At 73.6% G+C, this 24,698-nt stretch carries 27 protein-coding genes; 11 read left to right on the forward strand and 16 right to left on the reverse strand.

Annotated elements, in window-relative coordinates:
- Positions 1–233 precede the first annotated feature (233 nt).
- From E4P38_RS23610 to E4P38_RS18015, 5 genes are all read left to right on the forward strand, one after another.
- Complete coding sequence (locus tag E4P38_RS23610) at positions 234–629, forward strand: hypothetical protein (protein ID WP_245161122.1); 396 nt, start codon at positions 234–236, stop codon at positions 627–629.
- Complete coding sequence (gene hrpB / locus E4P38_RS18000) at positions 541–2,709, forward strand: ATP-dependent helicase HrpB (protein WP_245161123.1); 2,169 nt, start codon at positions 541–543, stop codon at positions 2,707–2,709. Before E4P38_RS23610 ends, hrpB begins: the two co-directional genes overlap by 89 nt.
- Before the next feature lie 37 nt (positions 2,710–2,746).
- The gene (gene malQ, locus E4P38_RS18005; RefSeq protein ID WP_135133330.1) at positions 2,747–4,585 is read left to right on the forward strand and encodes a 4-alpha-glucanotransferase; all 1,839 of its coding nucleotides are present in this window, start codon (positions 2,747–2,749) and stop codon (positions 4,583–4,585) included.
- 65 nt (positions 4,586–4,650) lie between these two features.
- Positions 4,651–4,956, forward strand: a complete 306-nt coding sequence (locus E4P38_RS18010) for a hypothetical protein (RefSeq protein WP_167760614.1) — start codon at positions 4,651–4,653, stop codon at positions 4,954–4,956.
- 37 nt (positions 4,957–4,993) lie between these two features.
- Positions 4,994–5,194, forward strand: coding sequence for a hypothetical protein (locus E4P38_RS18015; RefSeq protein WP_135133332.1), 201 nt, complete (start codon positions 4,994–4,996; stop codon positions 5,192–5,194).
- A 129-nt stretch (positions 5,195–5,323) separates the two neighbouring features.
- On the opposite strand, the gene E4P38_RS18020 is transcribed toward E4P38_RS18015, so the two are convergent.
- The 4 genes from E4P38_RS18020 to E4P38_RS18035 all read right to left on the reverse strand — a co-directional run bounded on the left by E4P38_RS18020 (position 5,324) and on the right by E4P38_RS18035 (position 7,796).
- Positions 5,324–5,776: a hypothetical protein gene (locus tag E4P38_RS18020; RefSeq protein ID WP_135133333.1), complete on the reverse strand. Its 453-nt coding sequence runs from the start codon at positions 5,774–5,776 to the stop codon at positions 5,324–5,326.
- 61 nt (positions 5,777–5,837) lie between these two features.
- Positions 5,838–6,353 carry a hypothetical protein gene (locus E4P38_RS18025; RefSeq protein WP_135133334.1) on the reverse strand — a complete coding sequence of 172 codons (516 nt, stop codon included), beginning with the start codon at positions 6,351–6,353 and terminating at the stop codon, positions 5,838–5,840.
- A 374-nt stretch (positions 6,354–6,727) separates the two neighbouring features.
- A complete protein-coding gene (locus tag E4P38_RS18030) occupies positions 6,728–7,186 on the reverse strand; it encodes a DUF5313 family protein (protein ID WP_135133335.1) in 459 nt (152 codons plus the stop codon).
- 106 nt (positions 7,187–7,292) lie between these two features.
- A complete protein-coding gene (locus E4P38_RS18035) occupies positions 7,293–7,796 on the reverse strand; it encodes a MarR family transcriptional regulator (RefSeq protein WP_245161124.1) in 504 nt (167 codons plus the stop codon).
- A 102-nt stretch (positions 7,797–7,898) separates the two neighbouring features.
- Here E4P38_RS18035 and E4P38_RS18040 point away from each other — a divergent pair, with 102 nt between their 5' ends.
- Positions 7,899–8,351: a hypothetical protein gene (locus E4P38_RS18040; RefSeq protein ID WP_135133336.1), complete on the forward strand. Its 453-nt coding sequence runs from the start codon at positions 7,899–7,901 to the stop codon at positions 8,349–8,351.
- Positions 8,339–9,118 carry a DUF998 domain-containing protein gene (locus E4P38_RS18045; protein WP_245161125.1) on the forward strand — a complete coding sequence of 260 codons (780 nt, stop codon included), beginning with the start codon at positions 8,339–8,341 and terminating at the stop codon, positions 9,116–9,118. The genes E4P38_RS18040 and E4P38_RS18045 overlap by 13 nt, the downstream gene beginning before the upstream one ends.
- 4 nt (positions 9,119–9,122) lie before the next feature.
- On the opposite strand, the gene E4P38_RS18050 is transcribed toward E4P38_RS18045, so the two are convergent.
- The 3 genes from E4P38_RS18050 to E4P38_RS18060 form a co-directional block, all read right to left on the reverse strand.
- Positions 9,123–10,136 carry a nitroreductase family protein gene (locus tag E4P38_RS18050; RefSeq protein ID WP_135133338.1) on the reverse strand — a complete coding sequence of 338 codons (1,014 nt, stop codon included), beginning with the start codon at positions 10,134–10,136 and terminating at the stop codon, positions 9,123–9,125.
- A gap of 106 nt (positions 10,137–10,242) precedes the next feature.
- A complete protein-coding gene (locus E4P38_RS18055) occupies positions 10,243–11,169 on the reverse strand; it encodes a DMT family transporter (RefSeq protein ID WP_135133339.1) in 927 nt (308 codons plus the stop codon).
- Positions 11,170–11,268: 99 nt separating this feature from the next.
- A complete protein-coding gene (locus tag E4P38_RS18060; protein ID WP_135133340.1) occupies positions 11,269–12,015 on the reverse strand; it encodes an NAD(P)H-binding protein in 747 nt (248 codons plus the stop codon).
- Between the two features lie 61 nt (positions 12,016–12,076).
- On the opposite strand from E4P38_RS18060, the gene E4P38_RS18065 reads away from it, so the two are divergent.
- Genes E4P38_RS18065 through E4P38_RS18075 form a run of 3 tightly spaced genes read left to right on the forward strand, consistent with a single transcriptional unit; the run spans position 12,077 to position 15,310 of the window.
- A complete protein-coding gene (locus E4P38_RS18065; protein ID WP_135133341.1) occupies positions 12,077–12,754 on the forward strand; it encodes an HAD family hydrolase in 678 nt (225 codons plus the stop codon).
- 9 nt (positions 12,755–12,763) lie between these two features.
- Positions 12,764–14,308, forward strand: coding sequence for a UDP-N-acetylglucosamine 1-carboxyvinyltransferase (locus E4P38_RS18070; RefSeq protein WP_135133342.1), 1,545 nt, complete (start codon positions 12,764–12,766; stop codon positions 14,306–14,308).
- A 45-nt stretch (positions 14,309–14,353) separates the two neighbouring features.
- Complete coding sequence (locus tag E4P38_RS18075; RefSeq protein WP_135133343.1) at positions 14,354–15,310, forward strand: DUF808 domain-containing protein; 957 nt, start codon at positions 14,354–14,356, stop codon at positions 15,308–15,310.
- Here the strand turns inward: E4P38_RS18075 and E4P38_RS18080 are convergent.
- Genes E4P38_RS18080 through E4P38_RS18090 form a run of 3 tightly spaced genes read right to left on the reverse strand, consistent with a single transcriptional unit; the run spans position 15,307 to position 19,129 of the window.
- The gene (locus tag E4P38_RS18080; protein ID WP_135133344.1) at positions 15,307–16,530 is read right to left on the reverse strand and encodes an amidohydrolase family protein; all 1,224 of its coding nucleotides are present in this window, start codon (positions 16,528–16,530) and stop codon (positions 15,307–15,309) included. The two genes, E4P38_RS18075 and E4P38_RS18080, sit on opposite strands and share 4 nt — an antisense overlap.
- Positions 16,531–16,566: 36 nt before the next feature.
- The gene (locus E4P38_RS18085) at positions 16,567–17,304 is read right to left on the reverse strand and encodes a DUF5995 family protein (RefSeq protein WP_135133345.1); all 738 of its coding nucleotides are present in this window, start codon (positions 17,302–17,304) and stop codon (positions 16,567–16,569) included.
- Positions 17,305–17,314: 10 nt separating this feature from the next.
- Complete coding sequence (locus tag E4P38_RS18090; RefSeq protein WP_135133346.1) at positions 17,315–19,129, reverse strand: PucR family transcriptional regulator ligand-binding domain-containing protein; 1,815 nt, start codon at positions 19,127–19,129, stop codon at positions 17,315–17,317.
- 398 nt (positions 19,130–19,527) lie between these two features.
- Here E4P38_RS18090 and E4P38_RS18095 point away from each other — a divergent pair, with 398 nt between their 5' ends.
- The gene (locus E4P38_RS18095; protein WP_135133347.1) at positions 19,528–20,532 is read left to right on the forward strand and encodes a DUF2877 domain-containing protein; all 1,005 of its coding nucleotides are present in this window, start codon (positions 19,528–19,530) and stop codon (positions 20,530–20,532) included.
- Between the two features lie 68 nt (positions 20,533–20,600).
- Here E4P38_RS18095 and E4P38_RS18100 read toward each other — a convergent pair whose 3' ends face one another.
- The 6 genes from E4P38_RS18100 to E4P38_RS18125 all read right to left on the reverse strand — a co-directional run bounded on the left by E4P38_RS18100 (position 20,601) and on the right by E4P38_RS18125 (position 24,698).
- Complete coding sequence (locus E4P38_RS18100) at positions 20,601–21,032, reverse strand: SSI family serine proteinase inhibitor (RefSeq protein WP_209309173.1); 432 nt, start codon at positions 21,030–21,032, stop codon at positions 20,601–20,603.
- A gap of 17 nt (positions 21,033–21,049) precedes the next feature.
- On the reverse strand, positions 21,050–21,916 hold the full coding sequence (hisG, locus tag E4P38_RS18105; RefSeq protein WP_135133349.1) for an ATP phosphoribosyltransferase: 867 nt from the start codon (positions 21,914–21,916) through the stop codon (positions 21,050–21,052).
- A gap of 88 nt (positions 21,917–22,004) precedes the next feature.
- Positions 22,005–22,268: a phosphoribosyl-ATP diphosphatase gene (locus E4P38_RS18110; protein WP_135133350.1), complete on the reverse strand. Its 264-nt coding sequence runs from the start codon at positions 22,266–22,268 to the stop codon at positions 22,005–22,007.
- Positions 22,265–22,798, reverse strand: coding sequence for a 6,7-dimethyl-8-ribityllumazine synthase (ribH, locus tag E4P38_RS18115; protein ID WP_135133351.1), 534 nt, complete (start codon positions 22,796–22,798; stop codon positions 22,265–22,267). The genes E4P38_RS18110 and ribH overlap by 4 nt, the downstream gene beginning before the upstream one ends.
- Complete coding sequence (locus E4P38_RS18120; RefSeq protein ID WP_135133352.1) at positions 22,795–24,093, reverse strand: bifunctional 3,4-dihydroxy-2-butanone-4-phosphate synthase/GTP cyclohydrolase II; 1,299 nt, start codon at positions 24,091–24,093, stop codon at positions 22,795–22,797. The genes ribH and E4P38_RS18120 overlap by 4 nt, the downstream gene beginning before the upstream one ends.
- A complete protein-coding gene (locus E4P38_RS18125) occupies positions 24,090–24,698 on the reverse strand; it encodes a riboflavin synthase (protein WP_135133353.1) in 609 nt (202 codons plus the stop codon). Before E4P38_RS18125 ends, E4P38_RS18120 begins: the two co-directional genes overlap by 4 nt.

A 24,698-nucleotide genomic window follows, 5' to 3' on the forward strand; every position in this document is an offset into this window, starting at 1 on the left:
CGATCCCACGGTCGCGACGTGCTGCAGCAGGGTCCGTCGCAGCCGCAGCAGCCGGATCTCGGCGTCCAGTGCCCGTACGTGCTCGGCCGCGACCTCGCGCACCGCGCGGCGCCGGGCGAGCAGCGGCCAGCGCTCCGATGGTCAGGTGCTCCACGACGACGACGATGCACCCTCCAGTCGCTGGAAGGTCAAGCGCTGCCAGCGATCTGCGGTCGGCAGGTGAGACTGGTCCCGTGCTGCCACCGCCCGGGACGCCGGGGACCGACCTTCCGGTCCGTTCCGCGCTCCCCGCGCTGGCGGACGCGCTGTCCGCCACCGGGTGCGCCGTGCTCGTGGCGCCGCCCGGCACCGGGAAGACGACGCTGGTGCCGCTCGCCCTGGCCGGCGCTCTGCCGGGCCGCATCGTCGTCGCCGAGCCGCGTCGGGTCGCCGCCCGCGCCGCCGCGCGGCGGATGGCCGCGCTGATCGGTGAGGCCGTCGGCGGACGGGTCGGTTACAGCGTGCGCGGGGACAGCCGGCGCAGCGCCGCGACCCATCGAGGTGGTCACGACGGGCCTGCTCGTCCGACGGCTGCAGGCGGACCCGGAGCTGTCCGGGGTGGACGCCGTCGTCCTGGACGAATGCCATGAACGGCACCTGGACACCGACCTCGCGCTCGCCTTCTGTCTCGACGTCCGGGCGACGCTGCGTCCGGACCTGCAGCTGCTCGCCATGTCGGCCACGGCCCAGGCGCAGCGGCTGGCCGCCCTGCTCGGCGGGGACGGCACCCCGGCCCCGGTCGTCGAGACCACCGGTGCACTGCACGACGTCGACGTCGTGTGGGCACCGCCGTCCACGCAGGTCGACCCACCGCACGGCCTCCGGGTCGATCCGCAGCTGCTCACGCACGTCGCCGGGACCGTCCGCCGGGCGCTGGCCGAGCAGTCCGGCGACGTGCTGGTCTTCCTGCCCGGTGCCGGCGAGATCGGCACCGTCGCCGGGCGGCTGAGCGGGGCCGACGCCGACGTCCTGCCGCTGCACGGCCGGCTCCCGGCCGCGACGCAGGACGCCGCGCTCCAGGCCGGGCTCCGCCGCCGGGTCGTCCTGGCCACCGCCCTGGCGGAGAGCAGCCTGACCGTGCCGGGCGTCCGCGTCGTCGTCGACGCCGGCCTCTCCCGGGTGCCGCGGGCCGACCTCGCCCGGGGGCTGGGTTCGCTGGTGACCGTGCGCGCCTCACGGGCGGCGGTCACCCAGCGCGCCGGGCGGGCCGGCCGGGAAGGACCGGGCGCGGTCTACCGCTGCTGGACCGCAGCCGAGCACGATCGGCTCCCCGCTCATGACGAGCCGGAGGTCGCCACCGCCGACCTCACGGCCTTCGCACTCGAGCTGGCCGGCTGGGGTGCGCCCGGCGGCCGTGGCCTCGCGCTCCTCGATACTCCCCCACCAGCCGCCCTGCTCGTCGCCGAGCAGACCCTGCGCAGCCTCGGCGCGGTGGACGACGAAGGCCGCGCGACCGCACGGGGACGGGCGCTGACCGCGGTCGGGGTCCACCCACGGCTGGCCCGCGCCCTGCTCGACGGTGCACCGCTGGTCGGCCGACGCCGGGCGGCCGAGGTCGTCGCACTGCTCTCCGCCGACCTGTCCTTCCGCAGCGACGACCTGGGCGCCTCCTGGCGGGGCCTGCGCGACGGATCCGACCGCGGCGCCACCGCCCGCTGGCGGGAGGAGGTGGCCCGGCTCGAACGAGCCGCCCCCGAGGCCACCGCCCCTCGCCTGCCCGACGACACCGCCGCCGGCCTGGTGGTCGGGTTGGCACATCCCGAACGGCTGGCCCGGCGCCGGCCGGGTGGCACCGGCACCTACCTCATGGCCGCCGGAACCGGCGCCGAGCTCTCCCCCGGGACGGCGCTGACCGGGGCCCCGTGGCTGGCGGTCGCCGTCGCCGACCGATCCCCCGGCCGCCGGGACGCGCGGGTGCGTGCGGCCGTCGCGATCGACGAGGCCACCGCGCTGGAGGCCGGCACCGCGCAGCACCTGGAGCGCGACGAGGTGACCTGGCGCAACGGCGACGTGGCCGGCGCCCGCGTGACGCGGCTCGGCGCGATCGTGCTGGCCGAGCGGCCACTGGCCCGGCCGGACCCGGCCGCTGTGGCCGCCGCCGTGGCCGACGGCCTGCGCCTCGAGGGGCTGGGACTCCTGAACTGGACACCTGCGGCACGCGATCTGCGGGCACGCCTGGCCGCGGCCCACGCCGGCCTCGGGAGTCCGTGGCCGGCCGTCGACGACGAGGCCCTGCTCGCCGCCATCGACGTGTCGGGCGCCCGCAACCGCGCCGACCTCCGGCGCCTCGACGTCGTCGGTGCACTGCGCGCGCTGGTCCCGTGGCAGGTCGCCGGTGAGCTCGACGTCGTCGTGCCCGGACGGATCGAGGTCTCGACGGGCTCCCGGATCCGGATCGACTACGCGGACCCGGATGTCCCGACGCTCTCGGTGCGGGTGCAGGAGGTGTTCGGCTGGGCACAGGCACCGCTGGTCGCCGGTCGTCCCCTGCGGCTGCAACTGCTCTCCCCCGCGCAGCGGGTCGTCGCCACGACCGCGGACCTCGCCGGTTTCTGGGTGACCGGCTACCCCGCCGTCCGCAGCGAGCTGCGCGGCCGCTATCCCCGTCACCCGTGGCCCGAGGATCCGGCTGTGGCATCGGCGACAAAGCGTGCCCGCCCGCGGACCTGACGCTGCAGGCTTTCCCCGGCCCGGCGAGGATCCTCGGGTGACACCGACACCGACCACCGACGAGTGGGGCATCGACGCGAGCTGGCTGGACGCGCTGGACAAGGAGCACTCCGTCGCCCAGGCCACCATCGACCGGCTGCGCGAGGTGATCGGCACTCCCCCGGCCGACCTCGACGATCGCGCGCCGATCGTCGCCCGGCCCGGTGATGCCCTGGAGCTCGACAAGGCCGACGTCGTCTGCGAGGACGGCGAGGTGCGCTCCATCGACGGCGAGCTGCCGGCCGACTTCCCGCTCGGCTACCACTGGCTGCAGACCGCCGAGGGCCGCCGCCGCCGGCTGATCGTCTCGCCCGGCCGGTGCTGGCTGCCCGACGACCGCGCCTGGGGCTGGGCCGTGCAGCTCTACGCGACCCGCAGCCGGGCGAGCTGGGGCATCGGCGACCTCGCCGACCTCCGCGCTGTCCGCCGGATGGCCGCCGACCAGGGTGCCGGCTTCGTGTTGATCAACCCCCTGCACGCGGTCGCGCCGACGGCCGGGCAGGAGGCCAGCCCCTACCTGCCGGCCACCCGCCGCTTCCGGAACCCCATCTACCTGCGGATCTCCGAGGTGCCCGGCGCCGACGGGGTCGACATCGAGGACGACGCCGGCCGGGCGCTGTCGGAAGGCCCGCTGATCGACCGCGACGCCATCTGGGCCCGCAAGCGCGAGGTGCTGATGCGCGTCTTCTTCGCCCACGGTGGCGGCGAGGCGTTCGCCCGGTGGCGTGAGGAGCGGGGGCAGACGCTCCAGGACTGGGCGACCTGGGCCGCGATCGCCGAGGAACACGGCGGTGACTGGCACACCTGGCCCGAGGAGCTGCGCCGTCCCCAGGGCCCGGAGCTCGCCCGCTACGTGGAGCAGCACGGCGCCGTCGTCGCCTTCCACGCCTGGCTGCAGTGGGCGCTGGACCTGCAGTTCACCGCCGCCACCGGCGACATGACCGTGATCCAGGACCTGCCCATCGGGGTCGCCGGGGGCGGTGCGGACGCCTGGGCCTGGCAGGAGGTGCTCGCCGAGGGCGTCAGCGTCGGCGCACCCCCGGACGCGTTCAACTCCCAGGGCCAGGACTGGGGCTCACCGCCGCTGACCCCCTGGCGGCTGAGGGACGCGGACTACGAGCCGTTCATCCAGTCGATCCGCGCGACGATGGCCGGCGCCGGCGGGCTGCGCATCGACCACGTGATGGGTCTCTTCCGGCTCTGGTGGGTGCCCTCCGGCGGGTCGGCGGCCGAGGGCGCCTACGTCCGCTATCCGTCGGAGGACCTGCTCGACATCGTGGCGCTGGAGAGCACCCGCGCGCAGGCGCTCGTCGTCGGCGAGGACCTCGGCACGGTGGAGGACGGCGTCCGCGAGGCCATGGCCGAGCACGGCATCCTGTCCTACCGGCTGCTCTGGTTCGAGGACGACACCCCCGCCGAGTGGCCGGCCGAGGCCATGGCCGCCATCACCACGCACGATCTGCCGACCGTCGCCGGCCTCTGGACCGGAAAGGACGTCGAGGAGCAGCGCGAACACGGCACCGGGACCGACGAGGAGCTCGAACGCGGCCGGACGTCGCTGCTGGCGCACCTGCCCAGGCTGCCTCGGAACACCCCCACCGAGGAGGCGGTGGAGCACGCGCACCGCCTCCTCGGTGGGGCTCCCTCCATGCTGCTGTCGGCGACGCTGGACGACGCGATCGGCGAGCTGCGGCGGCCCAACATGCCCGGCGCCGGCGACCGGCCCAACTGGTCGCTGCCCCTTCCGGTGCTCGTCGAGGACCTGCCCGGCCATCCGTTGCTCCGCACGATCGCGCGCACCCTCGCGGACGGCGTCACAGGCGGTCGCACCGACTGATCCGCTGCGGGTGTCGTCGAACACTTGTTCGACGGCCGTGCGACACTTCGACCGTGGCCGGCGGGATGACTCCAGGGCGAGGGGGACGCTCCCTCGGCGAGCGGGCGGCGGCCTCCGGCGTGCGTGCGGACGTGCCGGCCGCCGCCCCGGCCTCTGGCGCGTCCTACGCCGCCGCAGGCGACGGCGGGGAGGGCCGGCACTGCTGGGTGCGGGATCCACCGGAGTTCCCCGGGACGTGGCCGGGCCTGCTCGTCGAGTGGCGGCAGCGCGGCGGCGGGTGGCAGGGCCGGGTCGCCTACACCGTGACCGGCCCGCACGGCCCGGTGCTCGTGGAGTCGTGGCTGCCCGCGGCCCGCCTCGAGCCCCGCTGAGCGATTAGGGGCAGGCGGCGGCGGCTATGGGCTTCCCATGACCGAACCGGATGACCGCCCCACCCTCGACGACGTCATCGAGCCCGGGGAGCACCCCACCCGCGACCGCACGCAGCACGCGAAGGACCCCCACCCGAGCGACGAGGTGCTCGAGCACCGGACCGAGCTGGAGCGTCAGGCAGTGGGGTCCGACGACGCCGATCCGGCCGGCGCCGACGAGCACGCCGCGACGGACTGACCGCCACCGGCAGGGCGGCGACCGAGGCGGCAATCGCCACGTCCAGGGACACCCGCACGGGCATCCCTGGACGTGGCGATCGAGAAAGCTGCGTTCAGTCCGCTCTCATCCGCGGAATTGTCGTGAACGTCAGGCGTACAGGAAACACGCCACCGAGGCCGGCTCGGGCTCGAACGCCATCAGTGTCCCCGACGTCTGCCCATTCGACGTGATCGTGTAGAAGATCTGCCTCCCCGCCGGGTAGGCCACAAGACGGCTCCGGTTGGGCGGCATCACCTTGCTGCAGGACACCGTGACGGACCTCGTCGTGGCGCTGGAAATGCCCAGCTGAGCGCTCACGAAGCTACGCGACACGCCGAAAGCCACGTTGATCGTGCGAGTCGCGGCGTACGACTTACTGATCGTGCACGTGAATCCGGCGGGTGCCGAACACGTGGCGAGCGGATTGTTGAAGTTGATGTTGCTATTGGAACTCAGGACTCTCACCACGGTGGCGGCGGACGCCGGTGGCGCGACAACGACCCCGCCCACCAGAACGGACGCCATGGCGATGAAGCCCGCCGCCAGCTTGCGAATGTTCACGTCGATCGATCTCCATTTCTCGGGCTGGGACGCTGCTGTGCGTCGTGGGCGAAGCGGGTCCTCAGCTGGAGGAGTACGCACAGCGGATGCCGGTCGGGTTGAAGGCGTACTGCACGGAATTCGCGGTCTGGGTCAGGCGGCCGTACTGGTAGGTGCGCTGCTGAATCGTGTAGCGGTAGGTGTCGCCGAAGGCATAGCCGGAGACCCACGGGTAGGTCGGCGGCCGGGTGCTCCCGGTGCACCCGGCGGTGATCGTGACGGACCGCGCGCTGCTGATGCCCAGCGTTGCGGCGACGGCGCCTACCGAAATCCCGAACGTCACTCCGATGGTGCGCGTCGCGATCTTTCCAGAAGTGATGGTGCAACTGGTCGGTGACGGAGACCCGCCGCACCTGCCGAGCCGCATGTCGTAGCGGATGACGTTGCTGGTCCGCGTCACTCCGGTGACACTGGTCTCGTACCACACGGGAGCACTGGGGTCTACAACTGCATTGGCCGGGGCGGCAGCTACGAGTGGCAACACCACACCCATCGCCACGGCTACAGCAATACGACGAATAAGACGTCCGAACTTCACGACAGCTCCTTGAGGGGTCACCGGCACGCCACATATCCCCATGAAGGGGAAAGCACTGGGATTCGGTCCCCGTGAATGGCGTGTTCGTCGTTGCGAGGCGGGCGGGCGGGAATTTGGTTGGCTGAAAGTATTGAGGGGGTGACCCCGTGTCAAGCTTTTCTCACGCAGCAGTTTTGACCGCCATGGAGGCGCCCTTCCCGGTGGCGCGCGCACCCATCCCAGGACGGCCTCGGGCAGTCGTTCTCACCGGTGCCACGGCCGGCGGACGCCGGCCACGCCACGGCCGCCCGCCCGCTACGACGAACGCCATCGGCCACCGAGCCGCGTCGTCCTGGCGGTGATCTCCACCTGGTGACGCAGCGGCGAAGCGCGCCCTAGCGGCCTGACTTCGCCCGGTACCGCGCCGCCCGCTTCGACGCGGCAGCGCGACGTCGAATCGACTCGCCTGCCTCGCGCTCCTCAGCGGCGCCGTGGCGGGCGGCGGTCGCTGTTCCCGCTGGGAAGCCGGCCCGCACGACCCGGTGCTCCACGGTCTCGGGCATGTAAGCGAGGGAGAAGAACAGCCCCAGGATCACCCCGGCGAGGGCGGCCATCCCACGGATCCAGAAGGGGCCGGGGACGAAGATCAGCACCGCCGCGATGGGCACCGCGAGCTGCGCCAGCGAGCGCGCGACATGCCGCAGCCACCAGGTCCGGGTCGTGGTGTCGTGCAGCACCCAGCCGCGGTTGCGCTCGGGCAACCCGCCGCCGAGGGCGTACCAGATCCACCGGTGCGGGGCGGGGCGCACGACGGGCTCGGCCGGCACACCGCGCTCCGTGTCCGCAGCTGTCATGACGGCACTCCCCTGGTCGACCCGGCCCGTGCCATCATCATCCCACCAATGCCGAGTACACCAACGCTTGGGACACCAACTGTTAGCGGAGTAACAGCGCTCCGGATCAGGCGACCGTGGACTCGTCCACGCCGGGGACCTTCAGCGCCCGCTGGGAGGCGGCGATCACGCGAGTCAGCGCCTCCTGCAGCGACATCAGCTCCTCGACGGGCATCCCGAGCCGCTCGACGATGCCGGCCGGGATCCGCTCCGCTTCGGCGCGCAGCGCCTTCCCCGTGTCGGTCAGCGCCAGAGCCAGATTCCGCTGATCCTGCGGATCCCGCTCCCGGCGCAGCAGACCCGCTGCCTCCAGCCGCTTGAGGAGCGGTGAGAGGGTGCCGGGGTCCAGTTGCAGCAGGCCGGAGAGCTCCTTGACCGACAGCTGCCCGTGCTGCCACAGCGCCAGCATCACCAGGTACTGCGGATGGGTCAGCCCGAGCGGCTCGAGCACGGGCCGGTAGACAGCGACCACGGTGCGAGCAGCCACGGACAGGGCGAAACACACCTGCCGCTCCAGGGCGAGCATGTCGCCGGCGTCGGCAGGAGGCGGAAGCGTCTGTAGGGCGGTCACCGCCCCAGGATAGAACGCATGGTGGCCCAAGCCTTGGCCTGCCAATCTTCGCCCCCCCGAGCCGTCCGCACGGCCGAGTCGTCCGCCTGGTTCGCTTCCCGGATGCGGAGGCTATTTCCCGGCGACGTCGCCTGCTGGCTGGTGAAGACGAACCGGCCCCCGTCCGACCTCGTCCCCGGCTGGCGTCCCGGCACCGAGCAGCCGCTGACGCGGTGCGTGCGGCCCTCCCACCGGCTCGACCTGATGGCGGCCGGCCAGCCGTGCCTGCTGTGGCTGAGCGGCCGCGACCGGCCCGGAGTGCACGCCCTCGGCGAGCTCCGCGGCCCGCCGCAGCAGGACGCCGGCGGACCGGCTGTGTCGCTGCTGCTGACCCTGCTGGACGAACCGGTCGACCGCGCGGAGCTTCTGGCCGATCCCGTCGCCCGCGACGCCGAGGTGCTCCGGATGCCGGCCGGCAGCAACCCGTCCTGGCTGTCGGGTCCGCAGTACGACGCCGTCCTCGCCCGGGTGCAGACCCGGGAACGTGCCGCCGGCCTGGGACCATGGCTCCCGTGACTGCGAACCGCCTCCGCTGGGGCGCCCTGGCCTGGCTGCTGACGCTGCAGTTCTTCGTGCTGGAGACGATCGCCGAGTTCCGCTACGAGGGCTCCTACTCGCGCGTCGACGACGTCATCAGCGACCTGGGCGCGAGCGGTTCGGCAGCGCACCAGCTGATGAACGCCTCGTTCGTGGTGCAGGCGGCCCTCATCCTGGGCGGCACCCTGCTGCTCCGGCCGGTGCTGCTGCGCGGAGCCGCACAGGTCGCACCCGTCCTGCTCGGCGTCGCGGCGGCCGGCGTCCTGCTGGTCGGGGTCTTCCCGTCCGACGGCAACTCCCTCGTGCACGCGATCGGCGCCGTGGCGTACCTGGTCGGCGGCGGCCTCGGCCTCATCGCCCTGGCCTATGCGGTGCGGCCCCGGTCGGAGTTCCTCGGGACGACGCTGGCGCTGCTCGGCCTGATCGGCACGGCCGCGACCGTCTTCTTCCTGACGAGCGTGACCGAGTACCTCGGTGAGGGCGGGACGGAGCGGGTGGCCGCCTACGTGCTCCCGCTCGGCCTGGCGCTCGCCGGGGCGACGTTGTGGCGCATCGCCGGGCCGGGCTCGGCCGACCGTCCCGACCGCCGGGCGGAGCGTGAGGCGGCGCGGGCCGAGAAGGCCGAGCGGGACCGCGAACGGGACGCCGCCCTCGAAGCCGCCGCCCGCCGGGACGTCCCGGCCCGGCTGGACGACGACGAGATCGACGACCACTGGGCCACCCCCACCCGGCGCCCCCGGGACTGAACGCTCAGCTCGACGCAGGCACGAACCGCAGCACGTCGGCGACCGTACGACGGCCGCTGACCGCCGAGCCGGCCGCCTCCGGCGGGTAGCCGATCCGCAACAGCATCTGCGGATGCCCGACGAGGGACAGCCGCGACTGCATCCGGCTGCGGGTCGCCGGCCAGTCCAGGGCCTGGGTGAGCGGCGACGCCGCCAGCCCCGCGACCGTCACCTGCAGCAGGACCCGGCCCAGGGCCCGACCGGACTGGAGCCAGGCGTACCGGTCGTCGCCCTCGGTACCCAGCAGGACCACCACTGGACGCTCCACCGCCGGCGGGGGCGCGTCGGGATCCCCGGACGAGAGGAATGCGTGCTGCTCGCGGGATCCGGCCACGAAGTCGCGGATCAGCCAGTTCGACGGGCGGGCGTGCGGGTCGCCGGCCGGCACGGCCTCCACCGGCACGCCGTCGACCGCCGCCGCATCGGTGCGCATCCATCTCTCCAACTCGGCGACGTAGGCGGGGTCGCTCTGCTCCATCTCCTCGGCGCGGGAGATGAGGAACACCGTGGCGACCTCCTCCTCGGACCGGGTGATCGGCTTGAGCCAGGTGTCGAAGAGGCCCGCCTCGGCCTGCAGCCGATCGACGAGGTCGACCGGGACGGCCCGGGGCTGGAAGGCCGCGCGCACCGTGTGCCGCTGCGCGATCGCCGCGGCCAGCCTCCGGTCCTCCTCGGTCGGCTCGCGGGTGCCGGTCACCTCGATGGTCGCGAGGTGGTCGGGGTCGGCGTCGTCGGTGAGCAGGTCGACGTCGCCGTCGCGGCCGGCAGCCGACAGGGCGACGACGGCGAACTCGACGAGACTGCCGCAGCTGATGACCTGCTGCCGCCGCGTCGGGTCGAGGACCGGCAGCGCGCGCTCGGTGTCGAGGTACACCTCGAGCCGGTCCGGAGTCGCGACGAACCGCCACGGCTGCGTGTTGTGGATCGACGGCGCCCGGGTGGCCGCGGCCACCACCTGCGCCCAGTCCTGTTCGTCCACGCGTTCCTCCCGGCCTGGGGCCCTGGATGCGCCGACGGCCCATCCGTGGCATGCCTACCCCATCAGCGGCCGGCGGTGCGCACGTGCACTCCGAACCGATGGCGGCTCAGACCGTCGGGCTGGCCTCCTGGGGCACCGGCACGGGCGGCCGGACCCGGGTGCGACGCCGCGAGAGGCCCACCCCGGTGAGGCAGATGGCCCCGCCGACCAGGGCGAGCGCCGGCGGCACCTCGTCGAGCAGGAGCCAGCCCAGGAGGATCACCAGGGGCGGGACGACGTACGTGGTGACGCCGAGCTTCCCGGCGTCCATCCGGCGCAGCGCGTACGCCCAGGTGCTGAAGGCCAGGGCCGTCGGCACCGCGCCGAGGTAGACCACCCCCGCGATCGATCCGCCGGGGGCCGCACCCAGTTCGCCGATGAGCGTTCCGGCCCACGGGAGGCAGCAGACGGCACCCATCGCGCAGGCGGTGAACGTCACCTGCAGCCCGGGCAGCCGCCGCAGGAGCGGCTTCTGCGCGACGACACCCGCGGCGTAGGTGACCGCCGCGACCACGCACAGGACCACACCGATCAGCTCCGTCTCCGCGCTGCGCGTGGCCACGCCGATCAGTACCACGCCGACGAATGCGACGGCGATGCCGACGACGAGCCAGCGCGGGAACCCCTCGCCCAGCAGCAGCCCGGCGAAGACCGCGATCAGGATCGGGCCGATGTTGACCAGCATCGCCGTCGTCCCGGCGTCCAGGTGCTGTTCGGCGGCGTTCAGGGCGACGTTGTAGATGCCGAACCAGCCGACCCCGCAGACCACGAGGAGCGCCCACTCCCGCCCCGTCGGCCGGACCCAGCCGCGCCCGATCAGCAGCAGGCCGAGGACGGCGCTGCCGATCACCAGCCGGCCGAGTGCCAGAGCTCCCGGGGAGAAGTCCTCCCCCACCCCGCGGATCGCCACGAAGGCCGACGCCCAGGCCAGGAGCGTGACGACGACGGCGAGGATCGTGCGGCCGCTCGGCGGCGAGGAGGACTGGGTGGTCACGGTCGGACCCTAGGCGGCCCCTCTGACGGGTTCCGGCGGGTATCGGACGGGGCGTCCAGGGAGGCAGAAGAGCAGCGATGGCTGGCAGGAGCCCTGCGCTCAGCCGTCCAGGTGCTGGGCGTAGGTCCGGCGTCCGCGGGCACCGGCGGAGGGCAGCGCGGCGCCGTCCCGGAACGCGGTGCTCAGCTTTCCCGGCACCGGGGTCGCCACGACGTGGCTGCCCGGGGCGCGGGCCGACGCCCAGGTGCGGGCGAGGTCGGCCGCCGACAGGTCCTCCGGGCCGCCGAACTCCACCACCCCGCCGGCCGGCGCGGCGGCACTGATCTCGGTCACGTAGTCGGCGACCTCGCCGACGTCGACCGGTTGCGCGCGCCAGCCCATCGGCACGGGGAGCACCGGGCCCCGGCGCGCGGAGTCGAGCAGGAAGTCGACGAAGTCGTGGAACTGGGTGACCCGCAGCAGGGTCACCGGCAAGCCGGAGGCGAGCAGCACCTGCTCGGCGGCGAACTTGGCGCGGTAGTAGCCGTAGGGGATCTTGTCCACGCCCACGATCGAGATGTAGACGAGGTGCTGCAGCCGGTCGCGGTCGACCGCCTCGACGAGACGGCGCGTGCCGGCGACGTCGACCTGCCACGGGTCCCCGCGCGGGTCGCTGGCGGCGTGCACGACCAGCTCCGCGCCGGCGAGCGACGTCGCCAGGTCGAGGCCGGTGGCGAGATCGCCGCGGACGCCGCCGGGCCCGGTGCCGCGCCGCGATATCTGCGTAACAGAGTGTCCGGCCGCCTGGAGGGGGCCGAGGAGCCGCTGACCGAGCCGACCGGTGCCACCGGTGACGAGTACGTCCACGCCCCGCAGTCTGTCGTGACCCGCGCTCCGGGCACACCCCCGCGGACGGCAGGATGGCGCCGTGGTCTTCCGCGCGGTCCTCCTCGACTGGCGGGGCACGCTGGTGACCACCCTGACCGAGGAGGACTGGGCGCGGCAGGCCCTCCTGCGTCTCGGCCGCCCCACCTGGCCGGACCTCGTCGACCACGTGGCCGCCCGGCTCCGGACGGCGGAGGCAGCACTCGACGCACCGGGGACGGACACCGACGCCGGCGTGCACCGCCGCACCTACCTGCAGGTCCTGTCAGCAGCAGGACTGGACGACGACCTCGTCCAGGCGCTGTACGCCGTGGAGTCCGACCCGGGATGCAACACCTTCGCCGTCGACGTCGCCGACACCCTCCGGCTGCTGAACGGCGCGGGCCTGCGGATCGCGGTGGTCAGCGACGTCCACGTCGACATCCGGCCCGCGTTCGAGGCGGCCGGTCTGGCGGGGCTGGTCGACGTCTTCACGCTCTCCTTCGAGCAGGGAGTGCAGAAGCCCGATCCGGCGATGTTCACCCACACGCTCAGTGCCCTGGGCGTCGCGGCGGGCGAGGCGCTCATGGTCGGCGACCGCTCGCGACCGGACGGCGCGGCCGTCGAGTCGGGGATCACCACCCTGCTGGTGCCGCCCCTGACCGGCCCGGAGGATCGGCGGCTGCACCTCGTCCTCGCACTGTGCGGCGTGGCGTCCGGCCATATCTCACATGCGAGATAACGTGTCGGCGTGACGCTCACCGAACTTCCGGCCGACAGTGCGATCGCCCGCATCGGTTCCCTCGTCCGCGACGCCCGCCGCCACCGGGGACTCACCCAGCAGCAGCTCGCCGACCGGCTCGGGACCAGCCAGAGCGCGATCGCCCGCATCGAGCAGGGCGGCCAGAACCTCACCCTCGAGCTCCTCGGCCGGCTGTCCACGGCGCTGGAGAGCGAGCTGATCAACCTCGGCCCGACCGGCCCCACCCACCTGCGGGTCGAGGGCGGCCGTCCGCTGCGCGGCAGCGTCGTCGTGAAGTCGTCCAAGAACGCGGCCGTCGCGCTGCTCTGCGCCGCGCTGCTCAACCGCGGCCGGACGACGCTGCGCAACGTGGCCCGCATCGTCGAGGTCGAACGGATCCTCGACGTGCTGCGCTCGATCGGCGTCTCGGCCACCTGGGACGCGACCGGCCACGACCTCACGCTCGTCGTCCCCGAGGCCCTCGACCTCGCCGGGATCGACGCCGACGCCGCCCGCCGCACCCGCAGCATCATCATGTTCCTGGGCCCGCTGCTGCACCGGGCGGAGACCTTTCAGCTGCCCTACGCCGGCGGCTGCGACCTCGGCACCCGCACCGTGCAACCGCACATGATCGCGCTGCGCCCGTTCGGCCTGGAGATCGAGGCGCGGGCCGGCGAGTACCACGCGACCGTGACGCACACCGGCGCCCCGGCCCGGGCGATCGTGCTGACCGAGCGCGGCGACACCGTGACCGAGAACGCGCTCCTGGCCGCGGCCCGCACCGACGGCGTCACGACCATCCGCAACGCCAGCTCCAACTACATGGTCCAGGACCTCTGCCTGTACCTGCAGCTGCTCGGGGTCGGGATCGAGGGCCTCGGGACGACGACGCTCGTCGTCCACGGCCGCCCGGTCCTCGACGCGGACGTCGACTACACGATCAGCGAGGACCCGGTCGAGGCGATGAGCCTGCTGACCGCCGGGATCGTCACCGGCTCGGAGCTCACCGTCCAGCGCGCGCCGATCGACTTCCTGGAGATCGAGCTCGCCGTGCTCGCGGAGATGGGGCTGCGCTACGAGCTCTCCCCCGACTACCTCGCCGACAACGGGCACACCCGGCTGGCCGACATCACGATCTCGCCGTCGGTCCTGAAGGCCCCGATCGACAAGATCCACCCGATGCCGTTCCCCGGCCTCAACATCGACAACCTGCCCTTCTTCGCGGTCATCGCCGCCCAGGCCGAGGGCGCGACGCTGATCCACGACTGGGTCTACGACAACCGCGCCATCCACCTCTCGGACCTGACCCGGCTCGGCGCCGACGTCCGGCTGCTGGACCCGCACCGCGTGCTCGTCAACGGACCCACGCGGTGGTCGAGCGCCGAGGTCGTCTGCCCGCCCGCGCTGCGCCCGGCCGTCTGCATCCTGCTGGCGATGCTCGCCGCGAAGGGGACGTCGGTCCTGCGCAACGTCGACATCATCGCCCGCGGGTACGAGCACCTCTACGAGCGGCTGATCGAGATGGGTGCGAGCATCGAGGTCTTCCACGACTGAACGGCTCACCCGAACGCGGGCGCTGACCGACCGGAAGGACTTCAGGTGGCGGGTGGACTCGTAGCCCTGTTCGACGACGTGGCGATGCTCGCGCGCGCAGCCGCCGCGTCCGTCGACGACATCGGGGCCGCTGCCGCACGGGCCAGCGTGAAGGCCGCCGGCGTCGTCGTCGACGACACCGCCGTCACCCCGCAGTACGTGCACGGCCTTGCCGCCGAGCGCGAGCTGCCGATCATCCGGCGCATCGCCGTCGGCTCGCTGCGCAACAAGCTGCTCATCATCCTGCCCGCGATCCTGCTGCTGAGTCAGTTCCTCCCGGTCCTGCTCACCCCGATCCTCATGATCGGGGGCGCCTATCTCTGCTACGAGGGCGCGGAGAAGGTGTGGGCAAAGGTCAGCGGGCACCAGGACGCCCACGGTGGGGGCGAGGACGTCCTGCCGGACGAGGACACCGTCGTGTCCGGAGCCGTCCGCACCGACTTCATCCTGTCGGCGGAGATCATGGTGATCTCCCTGAACGAGGTGGTCGATCAGCCGTTCGTGTCCCGCGCGGTCATCCTCGCGGTCGTCGCGGTCGGCATCACCGTCCTGGTGTACGGCGTCGTCGGCCTCATCGTGAAGATGGACGACGTCGGACTGAGCCTGTCGCAGCGATCCGGGAACCGCGTGGCCGGGTTCGGCCGCGGACTGGTCAAGGCGATGCCGCGGCTGCTGACCGCGCTCACCGTGATCGGGACCGCCGCGATGCTCTGGGTGGGCGGTCACATCATCCTGGTGGGCACCGACGAGCTCGGCCTGACCTTCCTGTACGACGCCGTCCACCACGTGGAGGAGGCGGCGCACGACGCCGCCGGAGCCGTCGGCGCAGTCGTGGGCTGGCTCGTCAACACGCTGGCCAGCGCGATCCTCGGGCTCGCCGTCGGGGCCGTGATCGTGGTCGTCATGACCCTGACGGTCCACCGGCGCACGGCCGGGTCGGCGAACACGGCCGGGTCGCACTAGGCCAGTTCCCGCCCCCTCCGGATCACCACGCGCGGCGGTTCGTGGCGGGCGAGCAGGTCGACCGTGCGCGTCGCGTCGTGCACCAGGAGATCCGCGGGTCCGCCCTCGCGCAGGCCGTGGCCGGTCAGCCCCAGCACCCGCGCCGCCGACGTCGTCACCAGGTCGACCAGCACCTCCAGCTGCGGCGCGGAGCGCATGTCCAGCAGGTGCGCGGCCAGGAAGGCCACCTCGAGCAGGTTGTGTCGGCCGAACGGGTAGTAGGCGTCCTCGATGTCGTCCTGGCCGAGCGCCACCGCCACACCGCGCTCGAGGGCCCGCTCGACCGGCAGCGCGACCGACCCGGTGTGCGGATCGCTGACCAGCCCGAGACCCACCTCCCGGGCCAGGTCCAGCAGCGCGTCCTGCCGGGCCGCGTCGTAGTGGCCCACGGCCCGCGCATGGCAGGCCACTCCCCGACCCTCCAGACCGTGCCGGCGCATCGCCTCGGCGAGCATCCGGGTGGTGTCGTAGGCGGGATCCGGTGCGTCGTCGGTGAGCATCGCGACCCGACGCCCGAGCCGGGCGGCCAGCGCGCAGGCCCACTCCACGTGCGCCTCCTGCTCGGCGGTGCCGGCCTCGATCCACGGGATCCCGCCGACGACGTCGGCGCCGGTGGCCATCGCCTCCTCGACCAGCTCGGCGGCACCCGGATCGCGCAGGACGCCGTCCTGGGGAAAGGCCACGACGGCGACGTCCACGCGGTCCCGGAACTCCTCGCGGGCGGCCAGCACCGCCTGCAGGCCGACCAGTCCGGCGGCGGTGTCGACGTCGGCGAACGCCTGCACGTGCAGCACGCCGTGGCGCAGTCCGTCGGCCAGCGCCTGCCGGATGTTCGGCAGGAGGGTGTCCACCCGGTAGTGCTGCTTGACCGCACGGGCGAGGTCGATGCCCCGCGCCGAGTCGGCCATGCCGTCGGCGGTGTAGGCCTCCAGCGCCGCATCGCCGATGAGCGGCAGCGTGCGCACCTTGTCCAGGTGGAGGTGGGCATCGACGAACGGCTCGGTGACGAGCCCGCCGCCGGCCGGCACGAGCACGGCCTCGGGCGGCACGGGCCGCGAGCCCGTGGGGACGACGGCGGTGACCGTGCCGCCGGCCGTGTGCACGTCGACGACCTCTCCGCTGCGCAGCCTCGCCTCGGTGACGACGAGCGACGACGGGCCGGCGGCAGAGAAGGTGGTCACGCCGAAGGAGTAGCAGACCGCGGGTCACCGGCGGCCTCAGGCGAGCGTGACCCCGAAGCCGTGCACGGCCAGCCGGAGCAGGACCGGCCCGGGGCGCAGCAGGTCCGCCACGCGCGCCGAGCTCGCCGCCTCGAGGTCCGCGAGGCACAGGGCGTAGTCGGCCGCGCCGCGGACCCGGGCCTCGTGCAGGGCGACGGCGTTGGCCCACACCTTGCGGCGCGACTCGCGGAGGAACAGCCGGCTGGCGCCCCGGTTGGCCGGGGCCAGCACCCGGTCCAGGAGCGTCCGGCGCCCCCCGGCGAGCTCCAGCGCGACGTCCTCCCCGCTCACCTGGGCAGACAGGACGGCGTCGATCCGCTCGTGGTCGCCCCGGCGGAGGTCCAGCCGCTCCGGGACGGCGAAGTCCTCCGGCGGGATCACGCGGACCAGCGACTGCGGCAGGTCGAAGTTGATGTGCGCGTTCATGCCCAGCAGCACGTGCGCCTCGGGCGGCAGCCCGGGCTTGGCCCCGAACGCCAGCTGCCAGGGCGCGGCGACCTCTGCCGGATCCCCCCGGTAGGCATCGAGCGCGTCGAGGTAGAGGTCGGCGAAGTCGACGTCCCATCGGGCGACCCACTCCGCATCCACGAACAGTCCGGCGTCCAGCGCCGCCGCCACCGCCCGGGTGGTGCGCAGGTAGGTGCCGAGGAAGAAGCGGGCCGGGTCACCGGCGCTCTCCAGCGTCTCCTGCAGGGCCGCCATGCGGGCGATCAGCGCGGCGACGACCTCCGGCACGGGTCGTGCCTCAGAGCAAAGCGTCGAGGCCGTCGTCCGCCGACGCCGTGTACCCGGCCTCGACCGGCGGCCGGTGCGGCTGGTCCAGACCGCGCATGCGGGCGGCGTGCAGCGCGAGCAGCAGGTTCAGCCGCAGCGTCGGGTCGGTCGTGAAGGGCCCGAGCATCCGCTCCAGCTTGCCGATCCGGTAGCGCATCGTGTTGTAGTGGAAGTGCAGCCGGCGGGCCGACTCCGCGACGTTGAGGTTGGTCTCCAGCAGCACCCGGAGGGTCTCCCGGAGGTCGGCGGAGTCCGCGTCGGCGGCGTCGGCCAGCGGGCCGAGCACCTCGTCGACGTAGGTGCGCAGCTCGGTGCTGTCCGGGATGAGCGACAGCAGCCGGAAGACGCCGAGCTGGTCGAAGTGCGTGACCGAGGACGCGCCGTGGATCTCCTGCCCGACGCCCAGGGCCCGCTGCGCCTGCCGGTGCGCCTCCTGCAGCGCCGACAGCGACTCCGCGGGCCGCCCGATCCCGGTGCCCAGGACCCGGCCCACCCGCCGGAGCCGGCCGTTCACCCGGGAGGTCACGGCGGTCACGAGCGCGGAGAGCTCCTCGGGAGTGCGCCCGTCCAGCGGCAGCAGCGTGACGATCTCGGTGGCCAGTCCGGCGACGGCGGCGCCCGCGACCTCCGGTTCGAGCGCGGCCCGCCAGCCGTCGGCAAGCCGGTCGAGCACGTCGAGGGCCTTGGTGGGGTCGGCCTGCGCGTCGGCGACGGTCTCGGTGGCGGTGACCAGGACGGCGACCGGCCCGTCGAGCCGCCAGCCGAACGACCGCGTGTAGGCCAGCGTCCGCTCGGTGTGGCCCACGGACCCGCCGACCAGCCGGCGCACCAGGTCACCTTGGAAGCGCAGTTCCACCGAGTGCACGGCCTGCAGGCGGATCACCGACAGGGCGGCGATGACCGCAGCCCGTTCCAGCACACCGCCGGCGCCCAGCATCATCGCGCCGTGGCGGTGCACCGCCACCAGCCAGCCGTGCCGCTGGTCGCCGGCCAGGATCGGCGCGACGGCGTACTCACCCACCCCGCCGGGCAGCTCGTGGTGGCCGGGGACGAGCAGGATGCCGTCGGCGGGTGAGAGGTCGGCGTCGGCGAGGACGTCGGCAGGCGTGACGACGGTCTGGTCCGCCCGTACCCCGGACAGCCGCCGCGAGGGCGTGAGCTCGGCGAGGGCGTCGTCGGCGGCCGCATCGAGCAGCCAGAGCCAGTCGCTGATCTCAGTCACGTCATCGACCGGCCCGGCGCTGGTGACCACCTCGCGGTCGGGGCCGAGCCCCAGCACGGCGGTGCCCTCGAGCATCACGGCCAGCCGCTGGGAGACCTGGGCGAGCCCGCCACCGGTGAGGGCCACCTCCATGAATTCGTCGTCCATGCGCGAGGACAGGGCGAGGGCCTGCCCCTGCTTGGTGACGACGGTGCCGAGCACCTCCGACACCACTTCGTCCATCCGGACGTGGGGCGGCAGCGCGAGGACGGGCAGGCCGCGGCGCTCGGCCTCGGCGAGGACCTCGCCGGGCACCGGCGCGGGGCCCTCGGTCCGGCGGAACGCGAGCGCCGAGGTGCCCATCGAGTCCAGCCGCTCGACCAGGGCACGACAGTTGGCGGGGTCGGCCGGTGGCAGGCGCGCACCGAGGACGACGAGGACGTCGGGACCGGCGGCGGCCAGCGGGTCCGCGGGATCGTCGACGACCATGTGGCGGACGACGCGGCCGAGTCCGGAGGCGCCGGCGGCGACCGTCGTGCCGGCCAGCCCCGGCAGTTCGAGGGCCTCCTCGACGGTCAGGCCCATGCGTTCCTGCCAGCTGGTGCGATCGTCCCGGGTGGTCTCCGGCCGCGACTCGGCGACAGCCCAGTTACGCCGGAACGGGACCGACCCGTTACGGTGCGTAGAAGCCGCCAGTGAGGCATCACCCTGGGTCACGACGCATCCCCCTCTTTGTCATCGCCCAGGCTGCCACACCCCGACATCCTGTCAGGTGTCCCCGGACGACGACCCCCATTCTTGGCGACATTCGCCATGAGAGGGCGTGCGACGCGCCGCATAGGTTCGAGACCCGGTCCACCCCGCCCGCTGGATGGTAGGCCGTCGCTCAGGACGAGCGACCACCCCTCCCCCCTGCGGGTGGACGTGGAGCGGACCGGGCGGGGGGTCGGTGCCTCCCGTCGTCCCTCCGCTGAAGGGCCGCCATGCGCACCATCGATGACACCACTGGCCCGGGCACCCGCCTGACGACGAGCGCGCCCCGCGGCCGCGCCGCGCAGGCCGGCGTTCCCACGATTCCCCTCCCCCGCGCCTCGGCACAGGCCACGGCGCGGACCGCCCGGCCGGCGCGATCGGCTACCGCTGTGCCGGCCTCGGCCAGCACCGGGGTGGCCGAACTGCTCCGCGGGCCCGTCCGCCCGGCGCGCGTGCTCATGAGCGTTCCGGCGGCCGTGTACCTGCACGTCCCCAACGACCGCGGCGGCGACGTCGTCGGCGTCCTCACCAGCGACGCCGCCCGGCTGCCGCTGGGCTGCATGCTCTTCCGCCCGAGCAACGGGCGCCCCCTGGTGTCGCTGCCCAGCGGCGCTCCGGCCGAGGTCGGGGGCGGCCGGATCGTCGTGGGCGACCTCGCGGTCAGCGCCGCTGCCTGGTGGAACCCTCGCCCCAAGCTGCCCAGCCTCCGCCCGGCCCTGCTCCCGGAGGGGGTGCGCACGCTGCGCAACGCCCTCTACGGGGAAGGCGTCCCGCACAGCGCGTTCACCCTGCCCGGCCTCCCCACCGGTCCCGGCGGCCCGCTGGCGGCCCTGCGCGGGGCCGTGCGCCGTGCCGACCTGGACGCGGCGCTGCGGACCGCGACCCGGCTCATCGGTCTCGGCCCCGGCCTCACGCCGGCCGGCGACGACGTCATGGCCGGCACGATCGCGGGCCTGGTCCTGCTCGGGCACCCCTCGGCGGAGCGGTTCGCTGCCGGGGTCTACGCCCTCGCCGCCGGGCGCACCACCGAGCTGTCCCGGGCCCTGCTCCGGCACGCCGCCTGCGGCCGGGTCAGTGGCGAGTACGCCGCCGTCCTGCACGGCCTGGTCGGTGAGCGTCCGCTCGCACCGGCCGTCGCGGGCCTGCTGGCCACCGGCTCCACCAGCGGCCGGGCGATGGCCCTGGGCCTCTGCACCGCGATCGACCTGGTCGACCGGACCATGCGCGACCGCTGAGAAGGACCCCGTCCCTCTCACCGTTCGCAGGCTGGCGGCGAGCCTCCGGACGGGGCCGGCCGTGCGGGCTAGGCGCCTGAAGGGAGGAGCGGGACCAGGCTGTCCCACTGGCTGATCCGGCAGCCGTCGACGCGGGTGACTTCCAGGTCCACCGGCTCGTTCCCCCAGAGACCGGCGACGTGTGCCGACTGAGGTCCGCCGTACTGCTCGGTGCAGGCGACGTCGTCGGGGATCGGCGCGAAGGGGTCGTCCAGGCCCGCCAGGTGCGCGCAGGCGGCGTCCGCGTCGGGGTGGGTGCCCTCGGCGGTGCCGGCGCACGTGAGGGTCCAGGTGACCGGCTCCGAGCCGTTCCCGCGGTCGACGAGGACGACGAGGTCGTTCTCAACCCGGGAGATCCCGCCGGCAGCATCCCCGTCGCCTGTCGCGTCGTCCGCACCGTCGCCGGACGACTGCGCGCAGCCGGTCACGAGCACCAGGAGCAGGAGGACGGACGTGCGCACGGTCGGGCCGGCTTTCCTCAGATGCGGGAGGCGTGAATGCTGGTGACGAGGATGGCGCGGGCGCCCAGCTCCCAGAGCTCGTCCATCACCCGGTTCGTCTCGCTCTGCCGCACCATCGCGCGGACGGCCGACCAGCCCGGGGTCTGCAGCGGGCTGACCGTCGGCCCCTCGAGGCCGGGCGTCACGGCCGTGGCCTTCTCCAGCAGCTCGTTCGGGCAGTCGTAGTCGAGCAGCACGTACTGCCGGGCCACCATCACGCCGCGCAGCCGGCGCCGCAGCTGGGCCACGGCCGGGATCTCCTCGGCGCCTTCCCGACGGACGAGGATCGCCTCACTGCTGAGCACCGGTTCGCCGATGATGTGCAGGCCGGCGGCGCGCAGCGTCGTCCCGGTCTCCACGACGTCGCACACCGCGTCGGCCACGCCCAGGCGGCACGCGGTCTCCACGGCGCCGTCGAGCTTGACCACGCCCGCCTCGATCCCGGACTCCTGCAGGTAGCGCCGCAGCAGGACCGGGTACGCGGTGGCGATCCGCTTGCCGGCGAGCTGGTCGATCCGCTCGATGCCCGACTCCACCGGCGAGGCGAACCGGAACGACGACCGGCCGAAGCCCAGCGGCATGACCTCGACCGCGGCCCGTCCCTCGCCGCTGTCGGGTGCGGTCTCCAGGAGCATGTCCCGCCCCGTGATGCCGACGTCCAGCGTTCCGGCGGCGACGTAGACGGCGATGTCCCGCGGGCGCAGGTAGAAGAACTCGGTGTCGTTGTCGGGGTCGTAGACCGCGAGGTCCTTGGTGCTGCGCCGCTGCCGGTAGCCGCTCTCGGCCAGCATCTCGGCCGCGGGCTCGCTCAGGACGCCCTTGTTGGGGACGGCGATGCGCAGCACAGGGCAACCTTTCACGAGCGGGTGGACGGCCCCGCTGCAGGGGCCCACGGCGACGCTCGCGAGCCGTGGGGGGCAGCGGGGTCCTTACTCAGAGGTGAGCGTAGACGTCCTCGAGCGTCAGACCCCGGGTCAGCATGAGCACCTGCACCCGATAGAGGAGCTGGCTGATCTCCTCCGCCGTCCGCTCGTTCGTCTCGTGCTCGGCCGCCATCCAGGCCTCCGAGGCCTCCTCGACGACCTTCTTGCCCGCCGCGTGGACGCCGTCCCGGACGGCCTGCACGGTGCCGGACCCGGCCTCGGCGGCCGCGACCTTTCCCGACAACTCGGCGAACAGCTCGTCGAAGGTCTTCACAGTCGGCCGTCCCGCAGCACGCCGGTGGGTGAGGCGGAGAACCCGGTGGCCCGCTGCGGCGTGCGCAGCCCGCGCAGCGTCAGGGCAGTGGCCAGCGCGGCGATCGTGGCCTCCCAGCCCTTGTCCTCCGGCGACCCGGGGAACCCGGCCCGGTCCTTGGCCTGCTCCTCGGTGTCGCAGGTGAGGACGCCGTTGCCGACTGGCTTGCCCGCGTCGAGCGCCACCCGGGTGAGCCCGGCCGTCACGGCGTCGCACACGTACTCGAAGTGGGGGGTGCCGCCGCGGATGACCACACCGAGGGCCACCACGGCGTCGTGCCGCTCGGCCAGGGCCTGGGCGACGACGGAGAGCTCCACGGCACCGGGGGCGCGGACCACCGTCGGCGTGGGCACCCCGCTGGCCCGGGCGGCCTCGATGGCGCGCTCGAGGAGCTGGTCGGTCAGCTCACCGTGCCAGGTGGTGGCCACGATGCCGAGCGTGAGTCCTGCCGCGTCGACCGGCTCGACGACCGGTGCTCCACTACCGCTCACGTGGGCTGCTCGTCGACGCCGAGGGGCACGCCGGCCGGGGCGTCGGCCGGACCGGCCTCGGTCTCCGGCTCGATGATGTCGAGCAGGTGACCCATCCGGTCGCGCTTGGTCCGCAGGTAGCTGAGGTTCTCGGTGGTGACGTGGCTGGGCAGCGGCACGCGGCCGTTGACCCGCAGGCCGTAGCCCTCGAGCCCGGCGCGTTTGGCCGGGTTGTTGGTCAGCAGCCGCATGGTGTGCACGCCGAGGTCGACCAGGATCTGGGCGCCGGTGCCGTAGTCGCGGGCGTCGGCGGGCAGGCCGAGGTCGAGGTTGGCGTCGACGGTGTCCACGCCGGCGTCCTGCAGCTGGTAGGCCTGCAGCTTGTGCAGCAGGCCGATGCCGCGGCCCTCGTGGCCGCGGATGTAGAGCACGATCCCGCGCCCCTCCTGGGCGACCGCGGCGAGGGCGGCCTGCAGTTGCGGGCCGCAGTCGCAGCGCAGCGAGCCGAAGACGTCGCCGGTGAGGCACTCGGAGTGGACGCGGACGAGCACGTCCTCGCCGTCCGCGATGTCGCCGTAGACGAAGGCGACGTGCTCGCGGTCGTCGTAGGAGCTGGCGTACCCGACCGCGGTGAACGTGCCGGCCGCCAGCGGGACGCTGGCCTCCGCGACCCGCTCGACCAGCTTGTCGAAGCGCTTGCGGTAGGCGATGAGGTCGGCGATCGAGATCATGCAGAGGTCGTGCTCGTCGGCGAAGACCCGCAGCTCCTCACCGCGGGCCATGCCGGTGGGGTCCTTCTCGCTGACGACCTCGCACAGCGTCCCGGAGGGGCGCAGCCCGGCCAGGATCGCGAGGTCGACGGCGGCCTCGGTGTGGCCCGGGCGGCGCAGCACCCCGCCGTCCTTGGCGCGCAGCGGCACGATGTGGCCGGGCCGGGCGAGGTCGGCCGACGTCGTCGTCGCGTCCGCGAGCAGCCGGATCGTGTGCGCCCGGTCGGACGCGGAGATCCCGGTGGTCACGCCCTCCCGGGCGTCCACGGTGACGGTGTAGGCGGTGCCGCGACGGTCCTGGTTGACCCGGAACATCGGGGGCAGGTCCAGCCGGTCGGCGTCGGACTCGGTCACCGCGACGCAGATGTAGCCCGAGGTGTACCGGACCATGAAGGCGACCAGGTCCGGCGTCGCGAGTTCGGAGGCGAAGATCAGGTCGCCCTCGTTCTCCCGGTCCTCGTCGTCGATGACGACGACCGGTCGGCCGTCCTTGATGGCGGCGATGGCGGTCTCGATCGAGTCGAGCCGCGCGAGCGGGCTACTCATGATCGACTCCCCAGCAGTCGCTCCACGTACTTTGCGATCACGTCGACCTCCAGGTTGACGGGCTCCCCCGGGGCGCGCGCGCCGAGCGTGGTCTCGCGGAGGGTGGTGGGGATGAGGCTGACCTCGAACCAGGGCTCGGGGATGTCTGCGGGACTGACCGCGCTGACGGTGAGTGACACGCCGTCGACGGCGATGGAGCCCTTCTCGACGACGTAGCGCGCCAGGTCGGCCGGTAGGGCGATCCGCACGACCTCCCAGTGCTCGCCCGGGATGCGGCCGAGGACGGCGCCGATCCCGTCGACGTGGCCCTGCATCAGATGCCCGCCCAGCCGGGTGTGCGGCGTGACCGCGCGCTCCAGGTTCACCGGCGCTCCGGCGGTCACCAAGCCCAGGCTGCTGCGGCTCAGGGTCTCGGCCATGACGTCGGTGCTCCACACCCCGGCGTCGACGCCGGTCACCGTGAGGCACACGCCGTTGACGGCGATGGAGTCGCCGAGGGCCACGTCCTCGAGCACCCGCTGGGCCTGGATGCGCAGCACCGCCGAGTCCGACAGGTCCTCGCGGACGAGGAGGGTGCCCACCTCTTCGACTATGCCGGTGAACAC

Origin of the sequence: Blastococcus sp. CT_GayMR16 (assembly GCF_004570875.1) — a bacterium.
Taxonomy (GTDB): Bacteria; Actinomycetota; Actinomycetes; order Mycobacteriales; family Geodermatophilaceae; genus Blastococcus_B.